Genomic DNA, 14818 nt, shown 5'->3' with positions numbered 1-14818 from the left:
GGAGGCGCCTTGATGTGTGGCGCGGGGTCGATGGGATGTCCCGAGACCGGTGGCAATAGTGGAGGTTCGGCACCCGCAGAATGAGCCCTTGAAGGGCCGCGCGGGGCTGACGTGAACGAGGGAAATGAAATGATCAATCGGCGTAAACTGATGATGTCCGCGGCGCTGGCCGGGGCCATCTCGATGAGCGGGGGCCTCGCCTTCGCGCAGGAAGACGACAAGATCAAGGTGGGCGTCCTGCACTCGCTATCGGGCACGATGGCGATCTCGGAAACCACGCTCAAGGACACGGTCCTGATGCTGGTCGAGGAGCAGAACAAGAAAGGCGGCATCAACGGCAAGATGCTCGAGGCGGTCGTGGTCGACCCGGCCTCGGACTGGCCACTGTTCGCGGAAAAAGCGCGCGAGCTGATCACCGTGGACAAGGTCGACGTGATCTTCGGCTGCTGGACGTCCGTGTCGCGGAAATCGGTGCTGCCGGTCCTTGAGGAACTCAACGGCCTGCTGTTCTACCCGGTGCAATACGAGGGTGAGGAAAGCTCGCGCAACGTGTTCTATACCGGCGCTGCCCCGAACCAGCAGGCGATCCCGGCGGTCGATTACTTCCTCGAAGAGCTTGGCGTCGAGAAATTCGCGCTGCTGGGCACGGACTATGTCTATCCGCGCACCACGAACAACATTCTCGAAGCCTACCTGCAGGACAAGGGCATCGCGAAGGAAGATATCTTCGTGAACTACACCCCCTTCGGTCAGTCGGACTGGTCGAAGATCGTCTCCGACGTGAAGGCGCTCGGCGCGGACGGCAAGAAGGTCGGCGTGATCTCGACGATCAACGGCGACGCGAATATCGGCTTCTACAAGGAACTCGCAGCCTCCGGCATCACCGCCGAGGATATCCCCGTCGTGGCCTTCTCGGTCGGCGAAGAGGAGCTGTCCGGTCTCGGCGACGCCGATCTCAAGAACCTTGTCGGTCAGCTGGCCGCCTGGAACTACTTCGAGAGCGCCGATACGCCCGAGAACGCGGCCTTCATCAAGCAGTGGCACGAATTCACCGGCGACGACAGCCGCGTGACCAACGACCCGATGGAAGCCACCTATATCGGCTTCAACATGTGGGTGCAGGCGGTCGAGCAGGCCGGCTCCACTGACGTCGACAAGGTCATCGCTGCGATGCCGGGACAGGAGTTCCCGAACCTCACCGGTTCCACCGCGAAGATGCTGCCGAACCACCACCTGACCAAGCCGGTACTGATCGGCGAAATTCAGGAAGACGGTCAGTTCGACATCATCAGCCAGACCGATCCGGTGCCGGGCGACGCGTGGACCGACTTCCTGCCGGAATCGGCGGTGCTCAAGTCTGATTGGCCGGGGCTCGATTGCGGCATGTACAACACCGAGACCGAAACCTGCGTTCAGAAGAAATCGAACTACTGACCGTGTCTTGGCCGGGAGGGCTGCGCCTCTTCCGGCCGTTTCATCCTAAGGGGACGGGATGCGCAAGTTTTTGATCGCGCTCGGGATTGTTCTGGCACTGGCCGTGCCCGGGCTGGCGCAGGACGCGGGCAGCGCGCCGCAGGCGGAGGCCACGCAAAGCGAGACGTTCGGGCTGCGCGCCGTTCTTCAGGACTATGCCAAGCAGGTCGCCAAGCCGTCGCGCCGCACCATCGGCCCGGTGATCGAGGCAATCGCGGCTTCGGGCGAGGGGGCCTCGCGCTTCCTGCAGGCCTGGGCCGACAAGCGCGTCGGGCTGCGCGAAAGCGACGGCGCCTTCTTCATCGTGAAGAAAACCGGCAGCGAATACCAACTGAGCGATCCGGTCACCGGAGAGCCTGCGGGCACCGCGCCGAAATCCGATATCGACGAGGTGAAGCCCAATTCCGGCGTGCGCGCCGAGATCGGCGTGGCGCTGGTGCGGTTCCTGCTCAGCGATCCCGATCCGAAGAAACGCCGCGAGGCGCTGACCGCGATCGACCGTAACGGCGAGGCGTCGCATCTGGAGCCCCTGCGCGCCTCGATCCCCGACGAGCCCGATCCCGCGATCAAGGCGGAGAAGCAGCGTCTGGAGCGTTTGCTGACGATCCGCTTCGGCAAGGATGCCGGGGAGCGCGTCGCCGCGATCGACAGTTTCGGGGCCGATCTGGGGCTGGATTTCCGTGCCACGCTGAACCCTCTGGTGGCGACGACCCGCAAGGTCTTTGAAGGCGCGCCCGAGGGCAATGTCGCCAAGACGCTCAAGCCAGGCCGCGATATTTCCGAAGACCAAGCCTATGCGATGCTGGTCTCGGCCGACATGGCGCCGGCGCGGATTTCGGCCTCCGAGATGCAGCAGGCTCTGGCCGCGCATGTGAAGGATGGTCAGGTGGGCGGACTGCCGCTTGCCGCGATGGCCGATCCGGCCAAGCGTGAAGAAGCCTATGCGACGCTGGCCGCCGCCGGAGAGGTGCCGCAGCGCCTGACCGATGCCGAGGCCGAGGCACTGGTCGCCGATCACCAATTCGCCGATATCTATGCCGAGCCTGACCCGGAAGTGACCGCCGCCGCCGAGGCCGCGCTGACCCGCGTGAGCCGCACGGTGGCTGGGATGCAGACGGTCGATCTCGGTCTCGATGCGCTATCGCTCGCCTCGATCTATTTCCTCGCCGCCATCGGGCTTGCGATCACCTTCGGGGTGATGGGCGTGATCAACATGGCGCATGGCGAGTTCATCACGATGGGGGCCTATACCGGCTATGTCGTGCAGCTCTTCGTGCCCGACTATACGCTATCGATCCTGATCGCGCTGCCGCTGGCCTTCGCCATCACCTTCGGCGCGGGCGTCGCGATGGAGCGGCTGGTGATCCGTTATCTTTACAAACGCCCGCTGGAGACGCTGCTGGCCACCTTCGGCATCTCCATCGCGCTGCAGCAGCTGTTCAAGAATATCTTCGGGACGCAGGCCCGTCCTCTGACTTCGCCGCCGTGGCTGGAGGGGGCGTGGACACTCAACGATGTCGTCTCGATCAGCTATATCCGGATCGCGATCTTCGTGCTCGCGCTGGTGTTCCTCGCCCTCTATCTCTGGGTGATGCGCAAGACGCGCCTCGGGCTGGAGGTTCGCGCGGTCACGCAGAACCCCTCGATGGCGGCTTCGATGGGGATAAACCCGGACCGGATCAACATGCTGGCTTTCGGGTTTGGGTCAGGTATTGCCGGGATCGCGGGCGTGGCCATCGGGCTTTTCGCGAAAGTCACCTCCGAGATGGGGCAGGACTATATCGTTCAGAGCTTCATGACGGTCGTGGTCGGCGGCGTCGGCTCGATCTTCGGCACGCTCGCGGGCGCGACCCTGATAGGCGTGCTGCAGAAGGGCATCGAATGGCTGAACCCGTCGAATACGCTCGCGGCCCAGACCTACATGATCCTCTTCATCATCATCTTCATCCAGTTCCGCCCGCGCGGCATCATCGCGCTCAAGGGCCGGGCCGCGGGGGATTGAGCATGAGACAGACCGCTTTCCCTTCCTCTTGGTCCAAATATCCCGCGGGGGCGCGGGGGTGCGAACCCCCCGCCGCAACATCGGAGGTTCGCGCATGAAATCCGGATTTCTCGCCAAGAACCCGTCCGTATTGTGGTTCCTGCTGATCCTTGCGGTCTTCACGCTGGGGGTCACTTTGCTCTCCCATGCCTACGGGCCGGGCGCGATCTCGACCTCGATGGTCAAGACGCTGGGCAAGACGCTCTGCCTGTGCCTGATCGCCATCGCGATGGATCTGGTCTGGGGTTATACGGGCATTCTGTCGCTCGGCCATTTCGCCTTCTTCGGGCTGGGCGGCTACATGATCGGCATGTGGCTCATGTATGAGCGCACCCGCGACATCGTCCTGAAATCGGCGGGCGAGTTCCCGATGACACCGCAGGAGGTGAATGACGCAATCGGCACGCAGATCTTCGGCGTGGTGGGCGGGTCCGATCTACCCGCGATCTGGACCTTCGCGGGCAACCTGCCGATGCAGCTTTTGTTCGTGGTGCTGGTGCCGGGGCTCTTGGCGCTGATCTTCGGCTGGCTCGCGTTTCGCTCACGTGTGACGGGCGTGTATCTGTCGATCCTGACGCAGGCGATGACGCTTGCGCTGTCGCTTTACCTCTTCCAGAACGAGAGCGGGCTGCGCGGCAATAACGGGCTTTCGGGGTTGCAGAACATTCCCGGCGTGAGCGTGGGGCAGGATCATCTGTCGATCTGGTTCCTCTGGGCGTCGGCGATTGCGCTCGCGCTTGGCTATATCGCGGCGTCGCTGATCGTCTCGGGCAAGTTCGGCTCGGTCATTCGCGGCATTCGCGACGACGAGGCGCGGGTGCGCTTTCTTGGTTATTCGGTCGAAGGCTACAAGCTGTTCGTCTTCACCCTGACGGCGGTGATCGCGGCCGTCGCGGGCGCGCTCTATTACCCGCAGGCGGGGATCATCAATCCGGGCGAGATGGCGCCCATCGCCTCGATCTACCTCGCGGTCTGGGTCGCTATCGGCGGGCGCGGGCGGCTTTATGGTGCGGTAATGGGGGCGGCCTTCGTCTCCATCGTCTCGAGCTGGTTCACTGGCGGCCGCGTCCCTGATCTGCCGCTGGGCTTCTACACGATCGACTGGGTCGATTGGTGGCAGGTGCTGTTGGGGCTCGCCTTCGTGCTGGTGACCTTGTTCGCACCGAAAGGGCTGTCGGGGCTGATCGATCTCTTCGAAGGCATCCGCCGCCCGAACCGCCATGGCGCGCCGCTTGGCCCCGACAAGGGCTCGTTCCGGGAAGAGGAGGCGCAGGAATGAATGTCGCGGTCAAACCGGGGGCGGGAGCGCAGACCCTGCTGGAGGTCTCGGGCATCTCCGTTAGCTTCGACGGGTTCAAGGCGATCAACAACCTGAGCTTCAATATCGGCCCGACTGAGCTGCGCGCAGTGATCGGGCCGAACGGGGCAGGCAAGACGACATTCATGGATATCGTGACCGGCAAGACGCGGCCCGACGAGGGCTCGGTGCTGTGGGGCGAAAGTTCGACCAACCTGCTGCGGCTCAATGAGGCGAAGATCGCGCGGATCGGGATCGGGCGGAAGTTTCAGAAGCCCACCGTCTTCGAGGATCAGACCGTCACCGAGAACCTGATGATGGCGCTGAAAGCCAATCGCAGCCCTTTCGCGGTGCTGGGTTGGAAGGCGGGGGCTGCCGATCGTGCACGCGTCGAAGAGATCGCGGCGCAGGTGGGCCTTGCCGATCAGCTGCCGCGCAAATCGGGCGAGCTGAGCCACGGGCAGAAGCAATGGTTGGAGATCGGGATGCTCTTGGCGCAGGAGCCGAAGCTGTTGCTGGTCGACGAGCCCGCCGCCGGGATGACCTTGGCCGAGCGCGAGCAGACGACCGCGCTTCTGGTCGATCTGGCGCGCGATCATGCCGTGGTCGTGGTCGAGCATGACATGGAATTCGTGCGCCGTCTGAACTGCAAGGTGACGGTGCTGCATGAGGGGTCGGTTCTGGCGGAAGGCTCGCTCGACCATGTGACCGCCGACAAACGCGTGATCGAGGTGTATCTTGGCCGCTGATCTGACAAAACCCGCGATGCTGAAGACCGAGGGGCTGACGCTTCACTACGGCGGCAGCCAGATCCTGCACGGGATCGACATGGTGGCGCGTGCGGGTGAGGTGACCTGCATCATGGGCACCAACGGGGTTGGGAAGACCTCGCTGCTGAAGGCGATCTCCGGGACGCATCTGCGCTCGGGCGGGTCTGTTACGCTGGATGGCGCGGAGATGGGGCGCGTGCCGCCACAGGCGATGGCGAAGGCGGGTCTGGGTTACGTGCCGCAGGGCCGGATGATCTTCCCGCTGTTGACGGTGCGCGAGAATATGGAGACGGCTTTCGCCTGTCTGCCGAAATCCGAGCATGTCATCCCGGATGAGATTTACGAGCTGTTCCCGATCCTGAAGGACTTCCTCAATCGCCGGGGCGGGGATCTCTCGGGCGGACAGCAACAGCAGCTCGCCATTGCCCGCGCGATGCTGATGAAGCCGAAGCTACTGCTGCTGGACGAGCCGACCGAGGGCATCCAGCCCAACATCATCCAGCAGATCGGGAGGGTGATTTCCTACCTGCGCGAAAAGGGGGATATGGCGATCGTGCTGGTCGAGCAGTATTTCGACTTCGCGCATGATCTGGGCGATAGTTTCTACGTGCTCAAACGCGGCGCGGTCGCAATGGAGGGCACGAAGGAGACGCTCACCCGCGAGGCGCTGCGCGAGGTAGTGAGCGTCTGAGGCGGCGGGCGGCGTCCGAGCGTCGGATAGGCGTTTTGACAGCTTCGCCGCTTCCTGCTTTCGCTTTGATGCCTGCATTTTGGTCATGCTCGCGCGGTATCTAAATCGCGCGCTCCCGTGGGGAGGATGGGCGCGACCCCGGGGCAGTCGATGCCAGGTCACCATGGCGGCGCTGAAGGGGGGTGTCATTTCATCGCTTGCCCGACTCGCCCCTCCGGGCGCATCCTTTCCCTTAGGTCAGGTGACTTTCGCAAAAGCCCCGACCACAGGGAGAAACGACCCGGGAGAGGGTCGTCTGTCAAAAGGGAGAGGGGGAATACCCATGAAACGCGTCATCATTCTGGCCGCGCTCGCCGCGCTGGCCGGGTCTTCGGCAGGGCTCGCGCAGGAGGTCTCGGTCGAACGAGGCAGACTGGTCTCGATCACCTCGGGATGTCACGACTGCCACACGGCCGGTTACAACGAATCCGGCGGCAAGATCGATCCGGAGGCGGCGCTCAAGGGCGTACCGCTCGGCTGGCAGGGTCCGTGGGGCACGACCTATGCGGTCAATTTGCGCGACGAGATCAAGGATATGGATGAGGACGGTTTCGTGGAATTCGCGAAGACCTTCGACGCGAAGCCGCCGATGCCGTTCTACAACGTGCATGCCATGCCCGAGAGCGATCTGCGCTCGCTCTACCAGTATATCAAGTCGCTCGGCGAGCCGGGGGATCCGATGCCAGAGGCCTTGCCGCCGGGGGAGGCGCCCAAGACACCCTATATCGTGATGGCACCGCCGATGATGCCAAACTAGGGGCCGGCTCGAACGATCCGGCCCAATGACCGGCGTCATTTCCGAGGGCATCCGGTACCTGCTATCCTGTGCTCAGAGGAGGCGGGATGATCCGAGCCATCGTCATAGGGCTTGCTCTGGTATGTCCGGCAGCGGTCGGGGCCTGTCCCGCGCCGCTGCCGATCGCTGTGCCAAAGGCGGTGATGGCGCCGCTCACCGCGTGGATCGCAGAGCATAGCGACTACGCCGCGCCGGAGGGCGCGCCTGCGATTTTCCTTTGCCAGAGCGGAGAGGTCATCACCTATGAAGGGCGAGATCTCCTCGTCGATGCCGATCTGCGCGCGGCCTACGATTTTGTCGAGGACCGGATCTTCCTTGTCGCGCCTTGGTCGGAGGACGATCCGATGCTGCTTTCCTCGCTTTTGCATGAGCTCATTCATCGCGCTCAGTTTCGAGCCAAGGACTGGCCCTGTCCTGCGGCGGCCGAGCCGGAAGCCTATCGCCTGCAGGAGGCATGGCTCGCCGAACGGGGGATCGATCCGGGCTTCGCGTGGGCCGAGATTTACCTGCGGGCGCGTTGTTCCTCGGACCATCGGCGCTGAAGTCGCGCCGCGCGAGGCTCGAAAAAGTTCCCTACATTACATTTCTGTAAGCGGATATTCGCCAACCCGCTGATCTGCGCCGAATTTCTTCTTCGGTCAAAGCCTGATTCAGGGCTATGCAACGAGGTAACGAAGACGCAACAATTCGACATCGACAGTGATCGCCCATGCTCTCCATCTCTGACCTTGCGGGCCGTGCAGCCCCTCTCTCGCTTGTTCTGATCGCGGCGCTGACCGTCTCGGCCTGTACCCCGACCACCGGCGACAGGATGGGCTTCGCAAGCGCACGGGATGAGGTGGGCGCCGTCAATCTCGAACGCCGTGCATACGCGGTCGAGGTGGCCAAGCAGATGCGCGCCAAGCGCCAGCGGGTCTGGTGCGTGCCGTTCGCGCGCAATGCCTCCGGTATCGACATTCGCGGCAATGCCAAGACGTGGTGGTCGCAGGCGAAGGGGCTCTATGCGCGCGGTCACCAGCCGAAGGTCGGCGCGGTGATGGCCTTCTCGGCGACCCGTCGCAATCCGCTGGGCCATATCGCGGTCGTCTCGGGCGTCGACTCGCCGCGTCAGATCCGGGTCGATCACGCGAACTGGGAGCGTAACAAAGTGTCGCTCGACATGGTCGTGGTGGATGTCTCCGAGAAGAATGACTGGAGCGCCGTGCGCGTCATGAGCAACCCCGGCGCGCTGGGCCGCGTCTATCCGATCACCGGGTTCATCTCGAAAGGCTGAGGTCGATGGGCCCGAGCCGCAGGGCTCAGCCCTCGCTCGTCAGCCGCTCGGCCTTCTTGCGCACGAGAACACTGCGCAGGTCGTGCATCGTCAGCAACAGCGTATCCGTGATCTCTTCGAGTTGCGCGTCGGTCGCCTTCGACTGCGCCCATTGCGCTACGAGATTGAGGTGATCGACCGCGCGCAGAATATCGTCGACATCGCGCTGGGCGAGCACCTCGCGGCGATGCGCCATCCATGCTTCGATCTCGGCGCGGTCTTGCTCGGTCAGAACCCGGTCGCCCTGCGGTTTGATCTCGCCGTTGCGGATATTGATATTGGCGATCGGGTCCATCTCGATCCGGCGCTGACGGTTCTCGGTATCGACGCGAAACACCGTCGCGCCATTCTCCTTCACCCGGAAAAAATACTCGGGCAAGTCAGTCATTCGCCAATCTCCCTTGGATAGTCCGCCTTATGTCAGCCCTTCGCAGAAGGCCTTGATGCGGGCGCAGGCCTCGGTCAGGGCCGCGTCCGATGTAGCGTAGCTGATGCGGAAATTCGGTGAAAGCCCGAAGGCCGCGCCGAATACCACGGCGACGTCGTTTTCCTCCAGCAGCGCGTTGGCGAAATCCTCGTCGCTCTCGATCTTGCACCCGCCTGCGGAGGTCTTGCCGATGCAATCCTTGATCGAGGGGTAGACGTAGAACGCGCCCTCGGGCGTCGCGCAGGAGATGCCGGGGCAGGCGTTGAGCCCGGCCACCACCAGATCGCGACGCCGCTTGAAGGCCGCGCGGAACGTGTCGATGAAATCCTGTGGTCCGTTGAGCGCCTCGACTGCCGCCCATTGCGAGATCGTGCAGGGGTTCGAGGTCGATTGGCTCTGCACCTTGCGCATCGCCGCGATCAGCTCTTTCGGGCCGGCCGCATAGCCGATCCGCCAGCCGGTCATCGCATAAGCTTTCGAGACGCCGTTGACCGTCAGAGTACGGTCATAGAGCGCGGGTTCGACCTGCGCGGGCGTGGTGAACTCGAACCCGTCGAAGGTGAGATGCTCATACATGTCGTCGGTCATCACCCAGACATGGGGGTGGCGCAGCAGCACGTCGGTCAGCGCCTTCAGCTCGTCGCGCGAATAAGCAGCTCCCGAGGGGTTCGACGGCGAGTTGAACAGGAACCACTTGGTGTTCGGCGTGATCGCGGCGTCCAGCGCCTCGGGGCTGATCTTGTAGCCCATCGCGGGATCACCTTGCACGAAGACGGGGGTGCCGCCGCCGATCAGCACCATATCCGGGTAGCTGACCCAGTAGGGCGTCGGGATCACCACCTCGTCGCCGGGGTTGAGCGTCGCCATCAGCGCGTTGAACAGCACCTGTTTGCCGCCCGAGGAGACCGAGACCTGCTCGGGCGTGTAGCGAAGCCCGTTCTCGCGGGCGAACTTGGCGCAGATCGCCTGTTTCAGCTCGGCGATGCCATCCACTGCCGTGTATTTCGTCTTGCCCGCCGCGATCGCGGCTTTCGCGGCACCCTTGATCGACTCGGGCGTGTCGAAGTCGGGTTCGCCGGCGGACAAACCGATCACGTCGCGGCCCGCAGCGCGCAGTTCAGCCACCTTCCCGGTCATCGCGACTGTCGGAGAGGGTTTCACCCGCGCAAGCGTGTCGGAAAGGAATGCCATCGGGTCGCCCTTGATTTGTAACTCGTTCGGCAAACTTCTAGGCTTGGGGCCAAGAGCGTTCAAGTGAAAGCGGGAGAGAGATCATGGTCGACGATTGGTATGGCGAGGCGAGCGCAACATTCGGCGACCGGCTCGCGGGGGCGCGCGAAGCGGCCGGGTTGAGCCAGGAGGACCTGGCGACGCAGCTCGGCGTCCGGCTCGAGACGTTGCAGGCTTGGGAAGAGGATGTGCTCGAGCCGCGCGCGAACCGGCTGCAGATGCTGTCGGGCATGCTCAACGTCACGCTGATGTGGCTGCTCACCGGGTCGGGCGAAGGGCTTGACGGCCCGCCCGAACAGGGAGAAGACGCAAAGGCGGAACGCGCCCTTGTGCGCGAGATCCGGGAAGTGCGGTCCGGTCTCGAGGAACTCGACGTTCGGCTGGCGCGGCTGGAGAAGCGTTTGGTGGCAGGAGAGAGTTGATGGCAGAGACGCGAGAGGCGCGGCTGAAACGGATGAAGATGCGCAGCTGGCGGCGCGGGATCAAGGAAATGGACCTGATCCTCGGGCCTTATGCGGATGCGCGGCTGCCCGAGCTGGATGCCGACACTCTCGAACTCTACGATCAGCTGCTCGAAGAGAACGATCAGGACCTCTACCCATGGGTGTCCGGCGCGCAGCCTTGCCCGCCGCAATATCTCGATCTGCTCTCCGAAATCGGCCAATTCGCGCGCGAGCGCCACATTACCAAAAGCTGAAAACCGCGCGGAAACCCCGGATTTCATCGGGTTTTCCGCGAATTTTCAGAGATTTCGGCCCGATTAACGGTATCTTTTCCATTTCCCGCCACTGTCCTGCCTGAGGGGCAGCGCAACTGGCGGAGAGTGCTATGACCGTGCAGAAATCTGCAAGCGACATGACGTCCGTCCCGGCGAGCCCGGGGCTGATGGCGGGATATCTGGACAGCCTATCGCTGCTGGAGCGGCTGCACCGCTTGCTGCTCGATGTGATCAAGGACGAGTTCGAGCGGCTGGGCATCCTCGAGATCAACCCGGTGCAGGCGCTGTTGCTGTTCAACGTGGGCGAAAACGAGGTGACCGCGGGGGAGTTGAAGACCCGAGGCTATTACCAGGGCTCGAACGTCTCCTACAATCTCAAGAAACTGGTGGAGGCGGGCTATATGCACCATCAGCGCAGCGAGATCGATCGCCGCTCGGTCCGGGTGCGCCTGACGCCGAAAGGACGGGGCTTGCGCGACAATGTCGCGGACCTGTTCGAGCGGCATGCCTGCGGGATGGAGACGCGCGGCGTCATCACCTTCGAAGCGATGGAAGAAATGAACCACACGCTGCGCCGGATGGAGCGCTACTGGACCGACCAGATCCGCTATATCTACTGACCCTTGGGCAGGTCGCGTTTGCGCGATGACGCCCGGTTCTCCTTGCCGCGGCGGCGTGCTGCGTGCTTGCTTGCCGTGACGACATGCGGTGAGGGGACGTGCGATGAAACAGCTTGGACAAAAGGCGATGCGCGGAGCGATCCGTGTCGGCATGGCGGCGGCGCTGCCGATTGCGGGGCTCGCTTGGTGGAAGCGCGACGAGATCGCGCGGCTGCGCGCGGTGAACCGGCTGTTCGAGCCCGACCGGATTGTCGGCAATTTCTCCAACATGCCCGCGCTGTTTCATTCGCGCGAGATTGCGCGTGGCGACGGGCCGGTGTCGGACCTGCCCCGCGGGGCGGAGGATGCGCTGCCCGATGGTGTCGACGACTGGATCGAGCGGCGCTGGATCACCGCGCTGGTGAAGCTGCGCCATGGGCAGATCACGCATGAGCGCTATTTCCGCGGCACTGCGCCAGAGGATCTGCGGATCTCATGGTCGATGGCGAAAAGCTTCCTCTCGGCCACGCTGGGGATCCTGCACCATCAGGGTGTCATCCCCGATCTCGACGCGCCGCTCACCCGCTTTGCGCCGCAGCTGAAGGGGTCGGGCTATGACGGCGTCACGATTCGAGATGCGCTGGTGATGTCCTCGGGCGTGGCGTTCAACGAGGACTATCTAGATTTCCATTCGGATATCAACAAGATGGGTCGTGTGCTGGCGATGGGGCGATCGATGGACGCCTTCGCAGCCTCGCTCAAGATCCGCGAGGCGGAGCCGGGGGCGCGGATGCTCTATGTCTCGATCGACACGCATGTTCTGGGCATGGTCATTGCGGGCGCGACCGGGGCCGACCCGGCGCAGGTGATGGGCGAATTGCTGATCGTGCCGATGGGGCTGGAGGCCGCGCCCGTGATGCTGACCGACGGGCTGGGCGTCAGCTTCGTCCTTGGCGGGCTGAACCTGCGGACGCGCGACTATGCGCGCTTCGGCCAGATGTTCCTGCAAAAGGGCTTCTGGAACGGCCGCCAGATCGTGCCCGAGGACTGGGTTACGAAATCGACCGCGCTGCAGGCGCCGAAGGGCGAGGGCTACGGCTATCAATGGTGGGTGCCCGTCGACACGGCGGATCACGGCGGCGACTATTTCGCGCGCGGCATCTATGGCCAGCATATCTATGTCAGCCCCGCGACCGACGCGGTGATCGCGATTAACGCCGCCGACTGGCGTTTCAAGGAGGAGGGCGTCGAAGAGGAAAACCTTGCCATGTTGCGCCGCATCGCCGAGGTTTCCTGAAAGGGGAGGGCCGCGCGATGCAGATGTATGAGGCGATCAACGTTCTGGGCGGCCCCTTGCAACCCTGTTCGCTCGAGCCCCGGACCGGGTTTTTCCGTGATGGCAGCTGCAACACCTGCTGGGAGGATAGCGGCTCGCATACGGTCTGCGCGGTGATGACGTCGGAGTTCCTCGCCTTCTCGAAATATCTCGGCAACGACCTGAGCACGCCGCGCCCCGAATACGACTTTCCGGGGCTCAAGCCGGGCGACCGCTGGTGCCTGTGCGCGTCGCGCTTTTTGCAGGCGGTGCAGGAGGGCTGCGCGCCCGAGGTGATGCTGGCCTCGACCCATCGCGATGCGCTGCGGGTGGTGCCGTTCAAGGTGCTGGCCGATCATGCGGCCGAGAAGAAGGGCGGGAAGGGCTGAGCCTCAACCCGTCGCGCCGCCCACCGGAACCCAGAGCACATCCTCGATCTTCGGCGCGCCGGTCGCGAGCATCACCAGCCGGTCGAAGCCGAGCGCGATGCCCGACGCTTCGGGCATGATCTCGAGCGCTGCGAGGAAGTCTTCGTCGATCGGGTAACGCTCGCCGTAAAGCTGTTCCTTCAGGTCCATATCGGCCTCGAAGCGGCGGCGCTGCTCGACCGGATCGGTCAGCTCGCCGAAGCCGTTGGCGAGTTCTACCCCGCAGGCGTAAAGCTCGAACCGTTCGGCCACGCGGGCGTCATCCGGGGCAGGGCGGGCCAGCGCGGCCTCGGCCAGTGGATAGCGGTCCAGAATCATCGCGCGGCCATGGCCCAGATGCGGTTCGACCTTCGCGACCAGCAGTTTCGAGACGATGTCGGACCAGCTATCCGCATCGGCAACCGCAAAGCCGATCGCCTCGCATTGCCCGCGCAGGGCCGCCACGTCCGTTTCCGCTCCGTCGCAGGTGCCGAGCAGGTCGATCCCGGCATGGCGTTCGAACGCGTCGGCCACCGACCACCGCTCAGGTTCGGCGAAGGGATCGCACTCGGCGGTGCCATAGCGCAGCACGGGCGATCCCGCTGCCTCCGCGGCCAGCCGCAGCATCGCCGCGCAATCCGCCATCAGCGCGGTGTAGTCTTCGCCCGCGCGATACCATTCGAGCATGGTGAATTCGGGCGAATGGCGCTTGCCCGCCTCGCGGTTGCGCCAGACATGGGCGAAGGCGGCGATGCGCGGCTCGCCCGCCGCCAGCAGTTTCTTCATCGCGAATTCGGGCGAGGTGTGCAGATACATTCGCCGCGCCGCGCCGTCATTGCCGATCATGTCGGTGGCGAAGGCGTGCAGATGCGCCTCGTTGCCGGGCGAGACCTGCAGAGCGCAGGGATCGACTTCGACGAAATCCTCTGCCGCCAGCCAGCCGCGGATCGCGGCCTGAATGCGGTTGCGCGCGAGCAGGGCAGGGCGGCGGTCGGCGTGGCGCTCGGGCGTCCAGAACGGGGGCATGGAAGGCCTTTCAGGCTGGAAATCGGGGCGCAAATGGTTTAGGCGCTCTGCAATCCGGGCGCCAGAGCCTGTTTTATCCGAATTCAAAGGGGTCCTTTCATGGCGAAAGTCATCGCTTCCTCTGTCCGCAAGGGCAACGTGCTAGAAATCGACGACAAGCTTTACGTCGTGATCACCGCGCAGAACATCCATCCCGGCAAGGGCACGCCCGTGACGCAGGTCGACATGCGCCGCATCTCGGACGGCACCAAGGTGTCGGAGCGTTGGCGCACGACCGAGCAGGTCGAGCGCGCCCATGTCGAAGAGCGTGAATACGATTTCCTCTATGAGGATGGCGAAGGCTACCACTTCATGGACCCCGAGACCTACGAGCAGCTCGCGGTTCAGGAAGACGTGATCGGCGATGCGAAGGTATTCCTGCGCGACGGGATCCGCGTTCATCTCAAGACCTTCCAGGAAAACGCGATCGCGATCGACCTGCCGCAGAAAGTCACTGTCGAGGTCGAAGAGACCGAGCCGGTCGTGAAGGGTCAGACCGCCTCGTCGAGCTACAAGCCCTCGATCTGCACCGGCGGGATCCGCGTGATGGTGCCGCCGCATATCGGAGTCGGTACGCGCATCGTGATCAACACCGAAGACACCACCTATGTGGAGCGCGCGAAGGACTGATCCTCGCA

17 protein-coding genes are annotated in these 14818 nt (G+C 63.9%); 14 read left to right on the top strand and 3 right to left on the bottom strand.

The features are described 5' to 3' along the window. The first annotated feature begins 129 nt into the window (after window positions 1–129). The 8 genes from urtA (at window position 130) to BMG03_RS14865 (ending at window position 8380) form a co-directional block, all read left to right on the top strand. Window positions 130–1434: an urea ABC transporter substrate-binding protein gene (urtA, locus tag BMG03_RS14900; protein ID WP_075776937.1), complete on the top strand. Its 1305-nt coding sequence runs from the start codon at window positions 130–132 to the stop codon at window positions 1432–1434. Window positions 1435–1492: 58 nt separating this feature from the next. Beyond that, window positions 1493–3475: an urea ABC transporter permease subunit UrtB gene (gene urtB / locus BMG03_RS14895; protein ID WP_075776936.1), complete on the top strand. Its 1983-nt coding sequence runs from the start codon at window positions 1493–1495 to the stop codon at window positions 3473–3475. A gap of 94 nt (window positions 3476–3569) precedes the next feature. Further along, window positions 3570–4793 carry an urea ABC transporter permease subunit UrtC gene (urtC, locus tag BMG03_RS14890; RefSeq protein ID WP_075776935.1) on the top strand — a complete coding sequence of 408 codons (1224 nt, stop codon included), beginning with the start codon at window positions 3570–3572 and terminating at the stop codon, window positions 4791–4793. Beyond that, a complete protein-coding gene (gene urtD / locus BMG03_RS14885) occupies window positions 4790–5560 on the top strand; it encodes an urea ABC transporter ATP-binding protein UrtD (protein WP_075776934.1) in 771 nt (256 codons plus the stop codon). Before urtC ends, urtD begins: the two co-directional genes overlap by 4 nt. A gap of 16 nt (window positions 5561–5576) precedes the next feature. Continuing rightward, complete coding sequence (gene urtE / locus BMG03_RS14880; RefSeq protein WP_075776995.1) at window positions 5577–6272, top strand: urea ABC transporter ATP-binding subunit UrtE; 696 nt, start codon at window positions 5577–5579, stop codon at window positions 6270–6272. Between the two features lie 322 nt (window positions 6273–6594). After that, the gene (locus BMG03_RS14875) at window positions 6595–7068 is read left to right on the top strand and encodes a c-type cytochrome (protein WP_075776933.1); all 474 of its coding nucleotides are present in this window, start codon (window positions 6595–6597) and stop codon (window positions 7066–7068) included. Window positions 7069–7154: 86 nt separating this feature from the next. Continuing rightward, window positions 7155–7649: a DUF6647 family protein gene (locus tag BMG03_RS14870; RefSeq protein ID WP_075776932.1), complete on the top strand. Its 495-nt coding sequence runs from the start codon at window positions 7155–7157 to the stop codon at window positions 7647–7649. Window positions 7650–7816: 167 nt separating this feature from the next. Then, complete coding sequence (locus BMG03_RS14865) at window positions 7817–8380, top strand: CHAP domain-containing protein (protein ID WP_075776931.1); 564 nt, start codon at window positions 7817–7819, stop codon at window positions 8378–8380. 25 nt (window positions 8381–8405) lie between these two features. On the opposite strand, the gene BMG03_RS14860 is transcribed toward BMG03_RS14865, so the two are convergent. Continuing rightward, window positions 8406–8807: a hypothetical protein gene (locus BMG03_RS14860; protein WP_075776930.1), complete on the bottom strand. Its 402-nt coding sequence runs from the start codon at window positions 8805–8807 to the stop codon at window positions 8406–8408. Between the two features lie 27 nt (window positions 8808–8834). Continuing rightward, window positions 8835–10037, bottom strand: coding sequence for a pyridoxal phosphate-dependent aminotransferase (locus BMG03_RS14855; RefSeq protein WP_075776929.1), 1203 nt, complete (start codon window positions 10035–10037; stop codon window positions 8835–8837). 83 nt (window positions 10038–10120) lie between these two features. On the opposite strand from BMG03_RS14855, the gene BMG03_RS14850 reads away from it, so the two are divergent. From BMG03_RS14850 to BMG03_RS14830, 5 genes are all read left to right on the top strand, one after another. Further along, entirely contained in the window at window positions 10121–10498 is a 378-nt protein-coding gene (locus BMG03_RS14850; protein ID WP_088720111.1) for a helix-turn-helix domain-containing protein, read from the top strand. After that, entirely contained in the window at window positions 10498–10773 is a 276-nt protein-coding gene (locus tag BMG03_RS14845) for an FAD assembly factor SdhE (RefSeq protein WP_075776927.1), read from the top strand. Before BMG03_RS14850 ends, BMG03_RS14845 begins: the two co-directional genes overlap by 1 nt. Before the next feature lie 131 nt (window positions 10774–10904). Next, window positions 10905–11414 (top strand): MarR family winged helix-turn-helix transcriptional regulator, encoded by a 510-nt coding sequence (locus BMG03_RS14840; RefSeq protein WP_075776926.1) that lies wholly within the window; start codon window positions 10905–10907, stop codon window positions 11412–11414. Window positions 11415–11517: 103 nt separating this feature from the next. Beyond that, entirely contained in the window at window positions 11518–12690 is a 1173-nt protein-coding gene (locus tag BMG03_RS14835; protein ID WP_075776925.1) for a serine hydrolase domain-containing protein, read from the top strand. A 17-nt stretch (window positions 12691–12707) separates the two neighbouring features. Further along, complete coding sequence (locus tag BMG03_RS14830) at window positions 12708–13097, top strand: DUF2237 family protein (RefSeq protein ID WP_075776924.1); 390 nt, start codon at window positions 12708–12710, stop codon at window positions 13095–13097. 3 nt (window positions 13098–13100) lie between these two features. On the opposite strand, the gene epmA is transcribed toward BMG03_RS14830, so the two are convergent. Then, the gene (epmA, locus tag BMG03_RS14825; RefSeq protein WP_075776923.1) at window positions 13101–14141 is read right to left on the bottom strand and encodes an EF-P lysine aminoacylase EpmA; all 1041 of its coding nucleotides are present in this window, start codon (window positions 14139–14141) and stop codon (window positions 13101–13103) included. A gap of 99 nt (window positions 14142–14240) precedes the next feature. Between epmA and efp the strand changes: the two genes are divergently transcribed. Beyond that, on the top strand, window positions 14241–14810 hold the full coding sequence (gene efp / locus BMG03_RS14820) for an elongation factor P (RefSeq protein WP_075776922.1): 570 nt from the start codon (window positions 14241–14243) through the stop codon (window positions 14808–14810). Window positions 14811–14818: the final 8 nt, after the last annotated feature.

Origin of the sequence: Thioclava nitratireducens, assembly GCF_001940525.2 — a bacterium.
Taxonomy (GTDB): Bacteria; Pseudomonadota; Alphaproteobacteria; order Rhodobacterales; family Rhodobacteraceae; genus Thioclava; species Thioclava nitratireducens.
Note: the sequence above shows the minus strand (reverse complement) of the source record. Positions and strands in the feature narration are given on the sequence as shown.

Bases quoted from the DNA above. Each gene is read 5' to 3' on its own strand.
- urtA (WP_075776937.1), top strand. From the start codon at position 130: ATGATCAATCGGCGTAAACTGATGATGTCCGCGGCGCTGGCCGGGGCC.
- urtB (WP_075776936.1), top strand. From the start codon at position 1,493: ATGCGCAAGTTTTTGATCGCGCTCGGGATTGTTCTGGCACTGGCCGTG.
- urtC (WP_075776935.1), top strand. From the start codon at position 3,570: ATGAAATCCGGATTTCTCGCCAAGAACCCGTCCGTATTGTGGTTCCTG.
- urtD (WP_075776934.1), top strand. From the start codon at position 4,790: ATGAATGTCGCGGTCAAACCGGGGGCGGGAGCGCAGACCCTGCTGGAG.
- urtE (WP_075776995.1), top strand. From the start codon at position 5,577: ATGCTGAAGACCGAGGGGCTGACGCTTCACTACGGCGGCAGCCAGATC.
- BMG03_RS14875 (WP_075776933.1), top strand. From the start codon at position 6,595: ATGAAACGCGTCATCATTCTGGCCGCGCTCGCCGCGCTGGCCGGGTCT.
- BMG03_RS14870 (WP_075776932.1), top strand. From the start codon at position 7,155: ATGATCCGAGCCATCGTCATAGGGCTTGCTCTGGTATGTCCGGCAGCG.
- BMG03_RS14865 (WP_075776931.1), top strand. From the start codon at position 7,817: ATGCTCTCCATCTCTGACCTTGCGGGCCGTGCAGCCCCTCTCTCGCTT.
- BMG03_RS14860 (WP_075776930.1), bottom strand. From the start codon at position 8,807: ATGACTGACTTGCCCGAGTATTTTTTCCGGGTGAAGGAGAATGGCGCG.
- BMG03_RS14855 (WP_075776929.1), bottom strand. From the start codon at position 10,037: ATGGCATTCCTTTCCGACACGCTTGCGCGGGTGAAACCCTCTCCGACA.
- BMG03_RS14850 (WP_088720111.1), top strand. From the start codon at position 10,121: ATGGTCGACGATTGGTATGGCGAGGCGAGCGCAACATTCGGCGACCGG.
- BMG03_RS14845 (WP_075776927.1), top strand. From the start codon at position 10,498: ATGGCAGAGACGCGAGAGGCGCGGCTGAAACGGATGAAGATGCGCAGC.
- BMG03_RS14840 (WP_075776926.1), top strand. From the start codon at position 10,905: ATGACCGTGCAGAAATCTGCAAGCGACATGACGTCCGTCCCGGCGAGC.
- BMG03_RS14835 (WP_075776925.1), top strand. From the start codon at position 11,518: ATGAAACAGCTTGGACAAAAGGCGATGCGCGGAGCGATCCGTGTCGGC.
- BMG03_RS14830 (WP_075776924.1), top strand. From the start codon at position 12,708: ATGCAGATGTATGAGGCGATCAACGTTCTGGGCGGCCCCTTGCAACCC.
- epmA (WP_075776923.1), bottom strand. From the start codon at position 14,141: ATGCCCCCGTTCTGGACGCCCGAGCGCCACGCCGACCGCCGCCCTGCC.
- efp (WP_075776922.1), top strand. From the start codon at position 14,241: ATGGCGAAAGTCATCGCTTCCTCTGTCCGCAAGGGCAACGTGCTAGAA.